Origin of the sequence: Bizionia sediminis (assembly GCF_042684585.1) — a bacterium.
In the GTDB taxonomy this organism is placed as follows: Bacteria; Bacteroidota; Bacteroidia; order Flavobacteriales; family Flavobacteriaceae; genus Algorimicrobium; species Algorimicrobium sediminis.
Genome location: NZ_JBHULS010000002.1, coordinates 331,239 through 346,928, shown reverse-complemented (window position 1 = coordinate 346,928; position 15,690 = coordinate 331,239). Strand labels below are relative to the sequence as shown.

Annotated in this window: 17 protein-coding genes; 8 read left to right on the top strand and 9 right to left on the bottom strand. The window is 37.2% G+C overall.

All coding sequences use genetic code 11. The annotated features are described in order from the left end of the window. Positions 1-31: 31 nt before the first annotated feature. Complete coding sequence (locus ACFSQP_RS05965) at positions 32-181, top strand: FeoB-associated Cys-rich membrane protein (RefSeq protein WP_376892501.1); 150 nt, start codon at positions 32-34, stop codon at positions 179-181. On the opposite strand, the gene ACFSQP_RS05960 is transcribed toward ACFSQP_RS05965, so the two are convergent. Then, positions 178-597 (bottom strand): hypothetical protein, encoded by a 420-nt coding sequence (locus ACFSQP_RS05960; protein ID WP_376892500.1) that lies wholly within the window; start codon positions 595-597, stop codon positions 178-180. The genes ACFSQP_RS05965 and ACFSQP_RS05960 overlap by 4 nt on opposite strands. 37 nt (positions 598-634) lie before the next feature. Next, a complete protein-coding gene (locus tag ACFSQP_RS05955) occupies positions 635-1,291 on the bottom strand; it encodes a metal-dependent transcriptional regulator (protein ID WP_376892499.1) in 657 nt (218 codons plus the stop codon). 99 nt (positions 1,292-1,390) lie between these two features. On the opposite strand from ACFSQP_RS05955, the gene ACFSQP_RS05950 reads away from it, so the two are divergent. The 5 genes from ACFSQP_RS05950 to ACFSQP_RS05930 all read left to right on the top strand — a co-directional run bounded on the left by ACFSQP_RS05950 (position 1,391) and on the right by ACFSQP_RS05930 (position 8,004). Beyond that, entirely contained in the window at positions 1,391-3,640 is a 2,250-nt protein-coding gene (locus ACFSQP_RS05950) for a TonB-dependent receptor (RefSeq protein ID WP_376892498.1), read from the top strand. Positions 3,641-3,682: 42 nt separating this feature from the next. Next, positions 3,683-4,594 carry a metal ABC transporter solute-binding protein, Zn/Mn family gene (locus ACFSQP_RS05945; RefSeq protein WP_376892497.1) on the top strand — a complete coding sequence of 304 codons (912 nt, stop codon included), beginning with the start codon at positions 3,683-3,685 and terminating at the stop codon, positions 4,592-4,594. 270 nt (positions 4,595-4,864) lie between these two features. Next, entirely contained in the window at positions 4,865-5,647 is a 783-nt protein-coding gene (locus ACFSQP_RS05940) for a metal ABC transporter ATP-binding protein (protein ID WP_376892496.1), read from the top strand. 121 nt (positions 5,648-5,768) lie between these two features. Then, a complete protein-coding gene (locus tag ACFSQP_RS05935) occupies positions 5,769-6,851 on the top strand; it encodes a metal ABC transporter permease (protein WP_376892495.1) in 1,083 nt (360 codons plus the stop codon). Then, positions 6,844-8,004 carry a metal ABC transporter permease gene (locus tag ACFSQP_RS05930; protein ID WP_376892494.1) on the top strand — a complete coding sequence of 387 codons (1,161 nt, stop codon included), beginning with the start codon at positions 6,844-6,846 and terminating at the stop codon, positions 8,002-8,004. The genes ACFSQP_RS05935 and ACFSQP_RS05930 overlap by 8 nt, the downstream gene beginning before the upstream one ends. A 7-nt stretch (positions 8,005-8,011) precedes the next feature. Here ACFSQP_RS05930 and ACFSQP_RS05925 read toward each other — a convergent pair whose 3' ends face one another. Next, a complete protein-coding gene (locus ACFSQP_RS05925; protein WP_376892493.1) occupies positions 8,012-8,647 on the bottom strand; it encodes a hypothetical protein in 636 nt (211 codons plus the stop codon). A 334-nt stretch (positions 8,648-8,981) separates the two neighbouring features. Here ACFSQP_RS05925 and ACFSQP_RS05920 point away from each other — a divergent pair, with 334 nt between their 5' ends. Further along, on the top strand, positions 8,982-10,790 hold the full coding sequence (locus ACFSQP_RS05920; RefSeq protein WP_376892492.1) for a hypothetical protein: 1,809 nt from the start codon (positions 8,982-8,984) through the stop codon (positions 10,788-10,790). Here the strand turns inward: ACFSQP_RS05920 and nadD are convergent. Genes nadD through ACFSQP_RS05905 form a run of 3 tightly spaced genes read right to left on the bottom strand, consistent with a single transcriptional unit; the run spans position 10,787 to position 12,868 of the window. Beyond that, complete coding sequence (gene nadD / locus ACFSQP_RS05915) at positions 10,787-11,365, bottom strand: nicotinate (nicotinamide) nucleotide adenylyltransferase (RefSeq protein ID WP_376892491.1); 579 nt, start codon at positions 11,363-11,365, stop codon at positions 10,787-10,789. The two genes, ACFSQP_RS05920 and nadD, sit on opposite strands and share 4 nt — an antisense overlap. Positions 11,366-11,371: 6 nt before the next feature. Continuing rightward, entirely contained in the window at positions 11,372-11,962 is a 591-nt protein-coding gene (gene gmk, locus ACFSQP_RS05910) for a guanylate kinase (protein ID WP_376892490.1), read from the bottom strand. A 48-nt stretch (positions 11,963-12,010) separates the two neighbouring features. After that, a complete protein-coding gene (locus ACFSQP_RS05905; RefSeq protein ID WP_376892489.1) occupies positions 12,011-12,868 on the bottom strand; it encodes a YicC/YloC family endoribonuclease in 858 nt (285 codons plus the stop codon). A 115-nt stretch (positions 12,869-12,983) separates the two neighbouring features. Between ACFSQP_RS05905 and ACFSQP_RS05900 the strand changes: the two genes are divergently transcribed. Next, complete coding sequence (locus ACFSQP_RS05900; protein WP_376892488.1) at positions 12,984-13,463, top strand: acyl-CoA thioesterase; 480 nt, start codon at positions 12,984-12,986, stop codon at positions 13,461-13,463. Here ACFSQP_RS05900 and ACFSQP_RS05895 read toward each other — a convergent pair. The 3 genes from ACFSQP_RS05895 to ACFSQP_RS05885 form a co-directional block, all read right to left on the bottom strand. After that, complete coding sequence (locus tag ACFSQP_RS05895; protein WP_376892487.1) at positions 13,460-14,359, bottom strand: DMT family transporter; 900 nt, start codon at positions 14,357-14,359, stop codon at positions 13,460-13,462. The genes ACFSQP_RS05900 and ACFSQP_RS05895 overlap by 4 nt on opposite strands. Beyond that, positions 14,352-14,705 (bottom strand): arsenate reductase family protein, encoded by a 354-nt coding sequence (locus tag ACFSQP_RS05890; protein ID WP_376892486.1) that lies wholly within the window; start codon positions 14,703-14,705, stop codon positions 14,352-14,354. Before ACFSQP_RS05890 ends, ACFSQP_RS05895 begins: the two co-directional genes overlap by 8 nt. A 100-nt stretch (positions 14,706-14,805) precedes the next feature. Next, positions 14,806-15,516 (bottom strand): DUF3298 and DUF4163 domain-containing protein, encoded by a 711-nt coding sequence (locus ACFSQP_RS05885; protein WP_376892485.1) that lies wholly within the window; start codon positions 15,514-15,516, stop codon positions 14,806-14,808. Positions 15,517-15,690 lie beyond the last annotated feature (174 nt).

The following is a 15,690-nucleotide window of genomic DNA, read 5'->3' as shown; positions in this document are numbered from 1 at the left end:
TACATACTGCTTTCTAGAAAACAAGTATTTTATGAACACCATTATTCAAGACATTGCAGCTTTTACCATTTTAGGCTTGGCTGTCTTGTTTTTAATCCGAAAGTTTTTTGGGATTCCTGGTTTTGGCGGACGTAAAAAAACAAAAAATTGTGGTAGCAATTCAAATTGTGACTGCCATTAATTAAAAACCTGCAGTTGCAAGTAATAAGCTGCTTTTGGTGTTTTTTTATTGGCTACAGGAACCGGCATAAGGTTGTAAATGTGCACACCTGTTTGGTTGTTTAGCATCACTGTTTGGCGCTCTTCGCGTGTGTAACCGCTAGGTGGCATGGTTATGCGTTCGGTGCGCATTAAGGTGTCAGATTTCATTACTTCAAGCTCAAAAACCACTTCGCCTTCCCAAATACATGTAATGCCTTTTGGGCAGCGTGAATCCGCTATGACACGTGTAAACACCACCTTGTAATTGGCTACTGTTAAGGTGTCCTTTACAGGAAGTTTTTTTAGTATTAACGGCGTATGAGCTGTAGGCTGCGCTTGTAAAATCCCTAAAAAACCTAGAAAGAAACAAATTCCAAGAAGCCGTTTTTTTAACATGCGTATTTATTTTTTAGGTAGTTAGAAAGTACGTGATTTACTGTTTTTTTAAATATAAATTTTTGGCTACGCTTTGCGAAACGGTTAACACCTTCCCGTTGGTTTTAATTGTAATCGATTTGTCAAACGGTTCTATATGAACCACCTGTATTTCAGAGCCTAAACCAATGTCATTTTTGTTTAAATATTGTAAAAATTCAGAAGAGCTATCGTTTACACCCAGGCAGCTGTAAGTAAGACCTTCTTGGGCTTGTGCCAATACAATTTTTTCAACATAGGTAATATCGCCATGCTTATCTGGAATGGGGTCGCCGTGCGGATCATGTGTAGGGAATCCTAAAAAGGCGTCCAGCTCATCAATAAGCTTTTGCGATTTAATATGCTCTAATTGCTCGGCTAGTTCGTGTACCTCATCCCAAGAAAAATTGAGTTTTTCAACTAAAAATACCTCCCACAAACGGTGCTTGCGTATCACGTTAATAGCAATTTTTTTGCCAGACGGCGTTAGGGTAACCCCTTTGTATTTTTTGTAATTGGCGTAATCTTTATCGGCTAATTTTCTAATCATATCGGTGGCCGAAGAAGCTTTTGTGTTCATAGCATCGGCCAAGGCGTTGGTGTTTACACTTTCGGTGCCTTGCTTTCCTAAATGATATATGGCCTTTATATAGTTTTCTTCAGTTAACGTAATCATAAGCGCGTATTAGTACACAAATATACGGTATTATATTTCTTAAATATATTTTTAGACTAATCTAAAATAATATTTATATTTGCACAAAATATATTTAACATGAGACTAATCTTACTTATTTTTTTAGGCGGCATTGCTAGTTTTGCTCAAACTAATTACAGTATTTCTGGAGTGGTACAATCGGAAGGTGAGGTATTGCCTTATGCCAGTATTTATTTAGAAGGTACAACCAAAGGTACCACTTCCAACGAGGCTGGTGAATTTATAATAACGAATATGAAACCAGGTAGTTACACGGTTGTAGCTTCTTATACAGGACATACAACAAGTAAAAAAATGGTGACAATAACCAATAAAAATTACCGTGTTAATTTCAATTTGTTAGCAGGCGAATCCTTGGACGAGGTGGTTATAACTGGAACACTAAAACCTGTTTCCCGATTAGAAAGTCCGGTGCCGGTTGAAATTTATACAGCGGCTTTTTTCAAAAAAAACCCCACGCCCAACGTTTTTGAAGCGCTTCAAAATGTTAATGGGGTGCGCCCACAACTTAATTGCAATGTTTGTAATACAGGCGATATTCATATAAACGGTTTGGAAGGGCCGTATACATTGGTGTTAATAGATGGAATGCCAATTGTTAGCGGGCTATCCACGGTGTACGGTTTATCTGGTATTCCAAATTCTCTAATTGAACAAGTAGAAGTTGTTAAAGGTCCGGCATCCTCGTTATACGGAAGTGAAGCCGTTGGTGGCCTTATAAATGTGATTACAAAATTACCCGAAAATGCGCCTATAGTGTTTGCAGATAGCCGCATAAATACGTGGGGCGAATGGAATTTAGATGCTGGTTTTAAAACGAAAGTTGGCGAAAAAGCGACACTTCTTTTTGGAACTAATTATTTTAAATACGATAAGCCTATAGATAATAACAACGATAATTTTACCGATGTAACCCTGCAAGACCGTATTTCTATATTTCAGAAGTGGAATTTTAAACGTCCTGATAATAGAACGTTCTCACTTGCCGGACGGTTTTTTTATGAGGACCGTTGGGGTGGCGAAATGAATTGGAATAAACGATACAGAGGTGGTGATGAAGTTTATGGCGAAAGCATTTATACAGCGCGCTACGAACTCATTGGCGCTTACCAATTGCCGGTTACCGAGCCTATAAATTTCCAATTCTCCTATTCAGATCACGATCAAAATTCCGTTTATGGCAATACCCCGTATTTGGCACAGCAGCGTATAGGCTTCGGGCAATTTATATGGGATAAAACAATTAAAAATCACGATTTTTTAGTCGGCGCAGCGATACGGTATAACTATTATAATGATAATACTACAGCAACCGTACACCCAGATGAAATAGCTATTCCTTCCTTATTTGTGCAAGATGAAATAGATTTTGGTAAAAAACAAAGTCTGCTAGTTGGCCTGCGTTACGATTACGATAAACGCCACGGAAACATATTTACACCGCGTTTGGCTTATCGGTTTAAACCAACCGATTCCGATATTATACGCCTAAATGCTGGAACAGGTTTTAGGGTGGTTAACTTATTTACCGAGGAGCATGCAGCGCTAACAGGTGCCAGAGATGTAATTATTGAGGAAGCACTGAAACCAGAGCAATCTTATAATGTAAATGTAAATTACCTGAAAAAACTATACACCACCAGCGGCATGCAGTTTACCTTCGATACCTCTGCATGGTACACCTATTTTACCAATGCTATTTTACCAGATTACGATACCAATCCAAACCAAATTAATTATTCAAATCTGCAAGGTTCTTCTACATCCAAAGGAATTAGTTTAAATGTGGATGCTGTTTTTGCTGCAGGAATTTCCGCATCGGTTGGGGCTACATGGCAGGACGTTTCGCAAAAAGAACACGGCATACGAACCAAACAAATTTTAACAGAAAGCGTCTCTGGTGTGTGGTCGGTTTCCTATAAAAACTACCCAACACACCTTACCGTGGATTATACAGGCAATTTGTATGGCCCTATGCGTTTACCGCTATTAAGCCATTTAGATCCGCGTGCGGAATATTCGCCTACGTGGAGTATTCAAAATATACAAGTAACCTTCGATGGCTTAAAGAATTTCGACTTTTACGGGGGTGTAAAAAACCTGTTAAACTGGACGCCCAATAAAGGAAATCCGTTTATCATTGCTCGTGCAGACGATCCTTTCGATACAAATGTTCAGTTCGATTCCAACGGAAATGTGCTGCCAACACCCAATAATCCGTATGCTTTAACCTTCGATCCGTCTTATGTTTACGGCCCAAATCAAGGCATTCGTTTTTTCTTTGGGCTACGCTACAAGCTGCGTTAAGTATTTATTTTTTTAGTACCTTCGCAACATTAATTTAGACCTATGAAAAAAATAGTTTTTGCAGTTATAATTTTAAGCCTCGCCCTGTCTTGTACAAACAACACGGCGTCCACAGGCAAACTGCAAGTAGTTACCACCACAACGATGTTAACCGATTTGGTTAAAAACATTGGAGGTAATTTTATAGATGTAAACGGCTTAATGGGCAGTGGTGTCGATCCGCATTTATATAAAGCTAGCGAGGGCGATGTGACTAAATTAGCCAAAGCCGATATAATTTTTTACAACGGGTTACATTTAGAAGGGAAACTGGTAGATGTTTTCGAAAAAATGGCCAGTCAAAATATTAAAGCCATTGCTGTTACCGATGCTTTGGATAAAAACACGCTTATTGGTTCCGCTTATTTTGCTTCAAATTACGACCCACATATTTGGTTTAATATTGGCAAATGGCAACAAATTACTCAATTTGTGGTTAATAAACTTTCGGAAGCACAACCCCAATACCAGGAGCAGTTTCAGCAAAATGGTGCCAAGTACTTAAAACAACTAGAAACTTTGCACACCACTATTATCAACAAAATTAGCAGCCTACCCGAAAATAAAAGAATTTTAGTAACCGCACACGATGCCTTTAATTATTTTGGGCAGGCTTATGGTTTTCAGGTGGTTGGTTTACAAGGTTTGTCTACGGCAACAGAAGCCGGTGTTCAGGATGTTCAAAATTTAGCAGCCTTTATTATAGACAAACAAGTAAAAGCCATTTTTGTGGAAAGCTCGGTGCCAAAACGCACTATCGAGGCCTTGCAAGCAGCCGTAAAATCTAAAGGTTTCAACGTTCAAATTGGCGGCACCCTATATTCGGATGCCCTAGGAAATGCGGGTACAGAGGAAGGTACGTATATAGGCATGTTTACTCATAATGTAACTACCATTGTAGATGCTTTAAAATAAATATTTCCCAGAAAAAGTAGTGCATATTAAACCAGTAATGACAATAAACTTAAAAAATGAATCTAGTTAGTAGTAGGTGCATAAATGGTGAAATCTGTTTTTATTTGAAGCTATTCCTGCTATCCGCTATATCTTTTTTATCACAATAAAAAAGGATGCCGCTGCTATCAGGGCTAACATACCAGCCAAGGTGTTTGCCAGCCCCAACTATTCAAAATATTGTACAGGTTGTAATAGCTTGTTAGGTCTGTAAGAAAAAAGGAAAGTAAGATGGATAATATAAAAAATCAGAATTCCCAAAATACAATGTCTAAATCTGCACATGTTTTGGCAGTAAAAGTAGACGACCTCACTGTTGCGTATAATTATAAGCCGGTGCTTTGGGATATCGATTTAGAAATACCCGAGGGCGTCCTTATGGCTATTGTAGGTCCCAATGGTGCTGGGAAATCCACACTTATTAAAGCTATTTTAGGCATTTTAAAACCCATTGCAGGCAGTGTAAGTATTTACGGAAAACCATACAGAAAACAACGCCAATTGGTGGCTTATGTGCCTCAAAAAGGAAGTGTAGATTGGGATTTTCCCACTACGGCACTAGATGTGGTCATGATGGGAACATACGGAAGCTTGGGTTGGATAAAACGCCCTGGACAAAAAGAAAAAAAGGCTGCTTTAGAAGCCTTGGAGCAGGTTGGTATGTTGCCTTTTAAACACCGACAAATAAGCGAACTATCCGGAGGCCAACAACAACGTATTTTTTTAGCACGCGCACTTGTTCAAAACGCCTCTATTTATTTTATGGACGAACCTTTTCAGGGCGTGGATGCTACCACAGAAATAGCTATTATTAATATTTTAAAATCTCTGCGAAAAGCCAACAAAACTGTTATTGTAGTCCATCACGATTTGCAAACTGTTCCCGAATATTTCGATTGGGTAACGTTTTTAAACGTCAAGAAAATAGCTACAGGCCCTGTTAAAGATATCTTTAATGACGATAACTTAACAAAAACCTATGGTATTAATTACAAGGTTAGTATTCAAAAATAAAATACCTAAAAAGGTAATAAATTGGTAAAAGTGCAATAAAATTTCGTATAACAACATATTCTAAACATAAATACAAATAGACTTTTCAAAATACATAGAACTCCTTATTAACGATTATACCTTGCGCACCATAACTTTGGGTACCGCCATTTTAGGTGCGGTAACAGGTATGTTGGGCAGTTTTGCCGTACTGCGAAAACAAAGCCTGCTAGGCGACGCAATCTCTCATGCAGCCTTACCAGGTATTGCTATTGCTTTTTTAATTACCGGTGCCAAGGACAGTAACACGTTACTAATTGGTGCTTTGGTTAGTGGGCTAATTGGTACGTTTTGGATACGCGGCATTGTTACCAAAACCCATTTAAAATCTGATACGGCTTTGGGTTTAATATTATCCTTGTTTTTTGGTTTCGGTATGTTGTTGTTAACCTTTATTCAAAAACAACCTAATGCCAATCAAGCGGGTTTAGACACCTATTTGTTTGGGCAGGCGGCTACCTTATTGGAAAGCGATGTTTGGCTCATGGTATTTGTTACGGGACTTTGTTTGTTAATATTGCTGCTATTCTGGAAGGAATTTAAAATTTTACTTTTCGATAAAGATTATGCGCAAACTATTGGTTTTAACACAAAAATTATTGATGTTTTAATTACGTCGTTTATTGTTTTAGCCATTGTCTTAGGTTTGCAAACAGTAGGAGTGGTTTTAATGAGCGCCATGCTTTTAGCATCGGCTGCTGCAGCAAGGCAATGGACCAATAGTTTGAGTACGATGGTTTTTTTAGCGGCTATTTTTGGCGCCTTTTCGGGTGTGTTTGGTACCGCCATTAGCGCCACTCAAAACAACTTATCTACCGGACCGGTTATTGTTTTGGTGGCTTCGGCATTTGTGTTGTTTTCCTTTATATTTTCTCCAAGTAGGGGGTTGCTGTTTAGGCACATTCGTTTTATTAAAAACAGGCGCGATTTAGAGCAGCATAAAACCCTTGCATTTATGTTTCAAATAGCCAAAACACACGACAATATTTCGCATCCACATACCATAAAAATTTTAAATAATTTTCAGGGTTTTACCCGCGGTACGCTCCAGAAATTGGTAGATAAAAACCTGGTAACCCTAAACGGCAATATGTGGAGTCTTACCGCCAAAGGGTTTGAAACTGCGGCCAACTTATATAACCAACAACTTACTAAACATGAGTAGCGCACAATTAGAAATACAACTTATTGCAAGTTTAGTAGCCTTGGCTTGTGCCATTCCGGGCGTGTTTTTGGTGCTGCGCAAAATGGCCATGATTAGCGATGCCATTAGCCATTCAATATTACCCGGATTGGTTATTGGGTTTTTTATAACACAGGATTTAAATTCACCTTTACTAATTGTTCTCGGAACGCTGTCTGGCGTTATAACCGTGGTGTTGGTTGAAAAAATTCAGAAAACAGGCTTGGTAAAAGAAGATACCGCCATCGGACTCGTATTCCCTGCTTTGTTTAGTATTGGTGTTATTTTAATTGCCAAAAATGCCAATGATATTCACCTCGATGTGGATGCTGTATTGTTAGGCGAGCTCGCATTTGCCCCTTTTGACAGACTTCTTATGTCGGGAACAGATCTGGGACCAAAATCGCTTTGGGTTGTTGGTGTTATTCTTATTACCATAATCGGATTCTTAATGGCTTTTTTTAAGGAACTTAAATTAAGCACGTTTGATGCCGGATTAGCAGCTTCATTAGGGTTTTCGCCAGTGGCTATTCATTACGGACTCATGACGGTGTCTGCCGTTACAACCGTTGGTGCGTTTGAAGCCGTTGGTGCTATATTGGTAGTGGCACTCATGATTGCCCCCGCCGCAAGTGCCTATTTACTTACTAATAACTTAAAAAAAATGCTCGCATTATCTATGTTTTTTGGTGTTTTTAGTGCCGTTTCAGGTTATTGGTTGGCGCATTGGTTGGATGCCTCTATTGCAGGATCCATTACCACCATGTTAGGGTTAATATTTTTAATGGTGTATTTGTTTGCCCCTAACAAGGGTTTAATAGCAGTTACCTACCGTGAAAAACAACAAAAAATTGAAGTGTCACTGCTTACCTTTTTGCTGCATTTAAAAAACCACACAGAAGCAAGCGAACGGCATGTAAACCACCTTTCGGAACATATAAATTGGCAAAAAATACGCGCTAAAACGGTATTGGATTTAGCCTTAAAAAATAATATGATTACTATTACTAATAACGTGGTTTCCTTAACCCAAAAAGGCCATGAATTTACAACCCAGGCTATCGATTATATTATAACCAATGAGGATGGCCAAATTGAGGACATGAAAGCCGATTTCTTTTTATTTAGAGGGTAATACCGTATTATAAGCTATTATAATAAGCGTCGGCTACTTTATGAACATCCCAATTTTTAAATTCTTTCTTTTCAATGCGTGCTACAAAGGCTGGAGTGTCTTTAAAAAAGATAGCCATGGCTTTTCTAACCTGACCATGGGTAAAGCCTTTCCCGCTAACAATATAAGCGTTTTCTGCATCTGGTTTGCGAAACAAAAAGTAAATAGTAGTCCAAAACGAACCGTTACCAACTATAGAAACCATTCTGCCTTTTTTATCTATTTTGTAGCGTTGTGCTAAAGAGTATTCGTTTAAGGCTGGGTTTTGATGAATTAACAGCATCCAATGTTTATTAGCTTTTTCAACTTCTACTTCTTTTCCAAAGGATTTAAACAGGTGCACCGCTTGCGAGCGTTCAAATAAAAACTGTGTGCCAGTATCTGCCGTGTATAAAATTTGGTAAATACCATCTTCATCCAAATCTATTCGCGTTCCATTTTTAGTGGTTTTAAACTCAATCTTATTATCTAGCATTTTGTTAGATGGTAATTTGGCAAAACCTTCTTTTATGTCGCCAGTTGTCATGAGTATTTTAGCTGGGTAATATTGCGAAAACACAGCCGATGAGGTTAATAAAACCAGTAATAATATTAAGTGTTTCATAAAAAATGTCGTTCTAATTGATTTTAAATGTAATAAATTATTTTGAGCTTTTTGGCTAATGCTTTTTTTTAAGCTCGTTATATGCGCCTTATTTTGGTTTAGCACTAAAGGGTTGGTGCTTTATATATTTGTTCCAACAAATATGCTGGCTTTAATTTTTCAAAACCTAAGGGCTTGCAGTATGTTAACTACCTCAAAGAACAGGATAAAAATTAGCTACCGCTAGAAAATAACCACCAAAAATAACCCTATTAAAGTATTTGAGGTATGATAATTATCAGCTTTTAAAAACGCTGTATTTAGCAATTTTGAAGCTTAATTAATTAAAAAAATCATGTTAACACCCCATATAACACATAGTTTTCATATTCCTGTAATGGGTTTAGCGTATACCATTGACAGCCCTATTCGTGTGGCTCATTTTGGTATTTCGTCTGTCATATCCATTATAGACGATGAGCTTCTAGAAAGAATGAATGCATTTTATGCTCGTAAATTTAGTTTGCCCTACCAAGAAATTACCAAAAAAGTAACTGATTCGCGGGCAAAACGAATAACTTCCTATTTAAATTTAGTAGATACTATTGTGTCCAAAAAATTTACGGCTTTTAAGGAAGAGCTGTTAGAAAGTAAAACAGCTTTGGAAAATTTTATTCAAATACTACCCAATACTTCCGAGGTAAAACAAGGGCTTGCTAGCTTTTTATTGGAGGGATCTGTGTTTAAAGAGAACTTAAAAAAATACATAGATACGCATTTGGCTCCAGGCAGCATTGATGTTAATATTATGACGAAAATTGACAAAGATAATTTTCATAAATCCGAACAATTGCCCGTAATTCACAACGATGCGCATGCCGCATTGCGCGGATTTGCTAATAGTAATTTAAAATCGGCAGTGGTGCTTTCTGCTGGAATGAATCCGCGATTATACAGTTATTTTGAAACCTTTACCGATTTCTTTCCCGATGCAAACGGACAACTAAACAAGCAGATTATTTTAAAAGTAAGCGATTACCGATCGGCCATAATTCAGGGTAAGTTTTTAGCTAAAAAAGGTTTGTGGGTGTCCGAGTACCGCATTGAGTCGGGATTAAACTGTGGCGGCCATGCTTTTGCTACCGAAGGCTATTTACTTGGCCCCATTTTGCAGGAGTTTAAAGAAAAGAAAGCAGCCCTCATAAACGACACACATACTATTTATGAAAAAGCTTTAGCAGATAAAAATTTAAGAGCGCCAAAACAGCCATTAGCAGTAAAAATTACAGTACAAGGAGGTGTGGGTACAGCCGAAGAGCACGCCTTTTTAATTGAAAAGTATCAAGTGGATTCTGTGGGTTGGGGTAGTCCGTTTTTACTGGTTCCAGAGGCCACATCGGTAGATCCCGAAACCCGAAAATTATTGGCTCATGCTAAAGAATCGGATTTATATTTAAGTGGTATTTCGCCATTAGGTGTGCCGTTTAACACTGTAAAAGGCTCGTCCAACGAGTTTTTTAAACAACAGCGTATTTCAGAAAATAAAGCAGGTAGTTCCTGCCCAAAAAAGTTTTTAGCCTTAAGTAAAGAGTTTGGACCAGAGGGTATTTGTACGGCTTCAAAAAAATATCAGGATATAAAATTAAACGAACTTCAAGAAAAAAAGGAAACACTAACAGCCAAGAAATATGCCATGGCTAAAAACAAAATTACCGAAAAAGCGTGTTTATGTGTTGGACTGGCAAATGCCTCGTATCTGGAAAATAAGATGCCTATAAAAGGCCAAAAGCAAGGTGTTGTAATATGTCCCGGACCAAATTTAGCCTATTTCGATAAAGAGCTGCCGTTAATGGCTATGGTACAGCATATTTATGGCAAAAAATCTGTGTTGGCCAAAATAAACAGGCCGCATATGTTTGTGAAAGAGTTGCAAATGTATGTAAGTTATTTGCAAAACGAGATTGCCGAGTTTACAGAACCTATAACAAGCAAGCAACTTAAAAAATGGGCAACCTTTAAAGCTAATTTATTAACTGGTATGGATTACTATATAAATCTGTGTAAAGAGTACAATGTTCAGAATAATGCTTCAATATTGGCAGGTGTTCAGGTTTGTAAAGCGGATTTAGAAACGATTTCTATTCCTGAACAGGTGCCATCTTAACTGTAAAAGCCCATTTGGTCTATGTATTGCCAAACAGTATCTGGTAGCATAGGCCGAATGTTTTTACCAGCTTTAATAGATTTTCTTATGTAGGTGGATGACAGTTCCATTATGGGCGCATGCACATGATGTATGCGTTTGTGGCCATCAAACTGGGTTTCAATTTTGCCTTCAGAAATTCTGGGGTACACATAAATATCATGATTATCCAAAATAGCTTGGTAGTTTTTCCATTTGTGAAAACTTTTTAAGTTATCCTCGCCCATAATTAAGGAAAACGCATGTTTAGGATATTTTTCTTGCAAATGGACCAATGTATAAGCGGTATAATTGGGCTGTGGTAATGAAAATTCAATATCGCATGGCCTTAATTTGTTGTATATATCTGTAGCCCGATGTACCATTTCCAAACGTTCATAATTATCCAACAAAGATTGTTTTTTTTTAAACGGGCTTTGCGGCGTTACAACAAACCATACCTGATCTAAATTGCTGTTTTCAACAAGTTCATTGGCAATAATAAGGTGGCCAATATGAATGGGATTAAACGTACCAAAATACAAGCCTATTTTCATAACACATTAGTTGTTTATAAAGTTGGATACCAAAACTTCGGCTTCGGTTAAGGCCTTTTTTAAATCGTCATTTTCAATAATAACATCAAAAAGAGGGGCTGTAGCTAGTTCGGCAGAGGCTTTTGCTATGCGCATATTAATTTTGTCTGAACTTTCTGTTTGGCGCTTTTTTAAACGAATTTTTAACGCGTCTATGCTAGGTGGTTTTACAAAAACAGCTAAAGTTTCGTCTGGAAATTTACGTTTTATGCGCAAGCCACCAGAAACATCTATATCAAAAATAACATGTTTCCCTTGTGCCCAAATACGTTCCACTTCGGTTTTTAAGGTGCCGTAAAAATTATCTCTATACACCTCTTCCCACTCCAAAAATTCGTCGTTTTTAATTTTATTTTTAAATTCTTGAGCAGATAGAAAATAATAATCTTTACCGTGTACTTCCTCACCGCGTTTATCGCGCGAGGTGGCCGAAATTGAAAACTCTAAATTTAAGGCGTCTAGGCTTAAAAGGTGTTTAACAATGGTTGTTTTGCCGGATCCGGATGGTGCCGAGAATACAATTAATTTGCCGTTTTTTGGGTTAATTTGTTCTGTCAATGGTAATGTTTTAGTAAAAATAGCCTAGCAAGAATTTGCAACAACTGCCTATAATACGTTTAATAATTGTTCTTTAATTTTTTCTAATTCGTCCTTCATTTGCACAACTAATTTCTGCATAGGTGCATAATTGCTTTTGGAACCAATGGTATTTATTTCGCGGCCCATTTCTTGACCAATAAAGCCTAGTTTTTTTCCGTTAGAATCGCTTGAATTTAAGGCCTGAACAAAATAATCTAAATGGTTTTTTAGGCGTACTTTTTCTTCGGTAATATCAAATTTTTCGATGTAAAAAACCAGTTCCTGTTCAAAGCGGTTTTCGTCAACTTTCTCTTTCAACTCTTCAACACCTTTTCGCAAACGCTCGCGAACCCCTTCAATTCGCTCGGGATCCATGGCTATAATGGCTTCTAAAATACGATTTATGTTGGCTATTCGCGCTTTAAAATCGGTTTCCAAAGCTAAACCTTCGTCCTGGCGGTAGGTTGTTATGTGCTGTAATGCGGTGTTAACACCTTCTAAAATGGCCTGCCACTCATTATCGTCTATGTCTTCGCGTTCGGTATTTAGAGCATCTGGGAACCGAACAGCCATTTTAAGTAGTTCGGTTTCGTTACCATCTACTAATTCCTTTAGTTGTTTTATGTATTGTTTTACAACTGGTTTATTTACTTGGGTGGTAGTTTCCTCGCCGGTAACTTCTGTAAATATGGAGAAATCAATTTTACCGCGTTCTAATTTATGGCCAATTAGCTTTCTTAAGCTTAACTCTTTTTCGCGATAATTTGAAGGCATTCTGGCATTCAAATCTAGGTTCTTACTGTTTAACGATTTAATTTCAATCGTTATTTTTTTGGTTGGTAACTGAATTACAGATTTCCCATAACCAGTCATTGAATGTATCATAAGTATTAAATAAAGTTGTACAAAGGTAATTAAAACTCAAGGTTTAGAAAACTGTAACCGAATATTATGCGTGCCAACTAGAATATTGTAATTTTGCCTTCTAACTTTATGAGTCATGTATACCAAGCAATTTGAAATACGCTGGAGCGATGTTGATGCAAACAGACATTTAGCTAACAGTGCTTATACCAATTTTATGAGTCATACCCGTATGGCCTTCTTAATTGAAAAAGGGTTTTCGTTACAGGAGCTGGCCCATTACAATATTGGCCCTGTGGTGTTTTACGAACATATGTATTATTTTAAGGAGGTTTTTATGGGTAAACCGCTACAGGTAAGTTTGGAGGTGTCTGGTTTAAGTGCCGATGGGACTTTCTTTAAATTTGATCATAATTTTTACAACCATAAGGGGCATAATATAGCACATTGCGAAATGTTAGGTGCCTGGATGGACCTGCGTACGCGTAAGCTCGTTCCGCTTCCTGCTGAATTACTGAAGGTGGCCGAAACGTTTCCGAAGTCGAAAAACTTTAAAATACTCACTAAAGAAGATACACGCGTGGCTGGCAAAAAACCCGAAAACCTTTCTGTTTAATTTAAAGTTGCTCGGGGTTTTTTAGTAACCAAATATACCCCTGTAAATATTAAGCCAGCGGCCACAAGTTTAACCACATTTAAACTATCGCTACCCATTAATATTGCAAAAATACCCGCAATTACTGGCTGTAAATATAAAAAGGTACTAACCGTGGACGCTTTTAAATGTTGTAAGGCAATGGGGTTTAGTAAATAGGTGGTAAAGGTGGCGCCAATAATAACAAACAGCACCGAAAAAATAATATAAGGCGAAAAACTGCCCCAATTTATAAGGCTAACCTCTTTATAGCCAAATGGTAATACCAATATAAAACCAAATAAAAATAGCCATTTAATAAAGGTAAATGGGTGGTACTTTTCAGTGATTTTTTTTATGAGTATTAAATAAATACTGTAAGAAACGGCATTAATAAAAACCAATAAATTGCCTAAAGGAATGTTATCGCCAACTTGGGTAGATTTGCCATAGAGGCTTAAAACTAGGGCACCCGAAAAACCTAAAATAATACCCACAACTTTAAGGTTTGTAATGCGTTCTTTTAAAAAAATAGCGGAAAGTGTTAATACCACAATGGGCACCACAGTCATAATTACCGAAGCATGAATAGGTGTTGTGTACTCAAACCCTTTAAAGAAGGTAAGCATGTTTAAAGCAATACCAAAAATGGACGCCACAAAAAACTTAAGGTAATCTTGTTTGTCTATTTTTTGCCTAACTGTAAAAAGACTTAAAAGCCAAAACAGTATGGCTGCACCCAGAACGCGCAACACAATAAACCCAAAAGGTTTAATGTAACCTGCGTCTATAACATCGTTGGCAAAAGTAAAGGTAAATCCGTAAATAACTTGCACCATAAATACGGCTAACAAGGCAAAAATTCTGGTGTTATTCACGTAACGCAGCTTTTAGGTTTTCAATATTTTTTTTAGAGCTACCAATAAAAATGTTGTTGTTGTAAATAACCACAGGTCTGCTTAAAAATGTATAATGTTCTAAAATGTAATTTTTATAGTCGGCTTCTTCTAACTGTACGTTTTTTAAATCCATTGCTTTATACAGCTGCGCACGCTTACTAAAAAGCGCTTGATAACTGCCAGAAAGGGCACGCATAGCTTCAAGTTGGGCTGCGGTTATGGCTTCTTGTTTTATATCTTGAAAAACAACATCTGCTGGCCACTTAATGTCGTTTAAAATACGTGTACAGGTATTACAGCTTTTTAGATAATATACTTTTTTCATAACATGTATGGTAAGATTCAAAATAATGTGCAAAGTAAAGCCAATATATCCAATAAGCAAGCCGGCCTTGTTTAGTTTGTACTTCTGGTTGTAGCACCGGTTAGTAATAATTTAAAAGCTCGTAAATAGTTTCGTAGTCTATGGTAAATTCTGTTAAACCTGTGGTGTATGGTGCAATTTCGTAGCTATTATATAACAGAATAACGCCCGTATCGTTAAAACCTATGTTTTCTGGTAGTACAAAATTATCGGGGTCAAAATATAAATCTTCTTTATTTGCAATATGCTTGCTAAATGATTTTTTGGCTAACTGTTTAAATGCCGCATAATCATTAAAAAGTTGCTGGTTTCGCAAGCGTTTTCCGGTAAATGCATCAAAATTTAAAAAGGAAATAACCAGATTTCCGTGTGCTCCTCCAGTGTTTAAATAACTGGTTATGGCTACAGATATAACGGTATTAGATTGGTACATTATTTCGCCATCAATTTGAGCTTCCCAGGCCATTGGGCTTTCAGGAAAGTCGGTTTTAAATCTGTTAGCAGCAGCATTAAAAGCTTCAATGCTTTCTGAAAGTGTTTCGGGATACGCGCTGTTTTCCGTATTAAACGATAAATTAGCAATAATAACAGAATCTATAGCACTGTTTATTTTAGCTGCTATTAATTCATGGCCGTAAGCCACCGGAATATTTACTTCTACAATTTGGTTTGTTGGACTTGTAATAGTTTGCTCGCTAAAAGTAATTGTGGATTCTTCAGCACAGGAAAAAACCAAGCAAATAACGAGTAAATACAGAACGTGTTTTGGCATGATACTGGTTGCATTAATTTAGGTAATAAAGGTACTTATTGCATTTGAATACACCGAATTATACGTTAACTTTGTTACAAGCATAACTGCGCAATTAAATAGGTTAATATTTTTGATGTTGGATGGTTGTTTTTCGGGAAACGCCACAAATATGCTAACCCAAATAAAAATTTT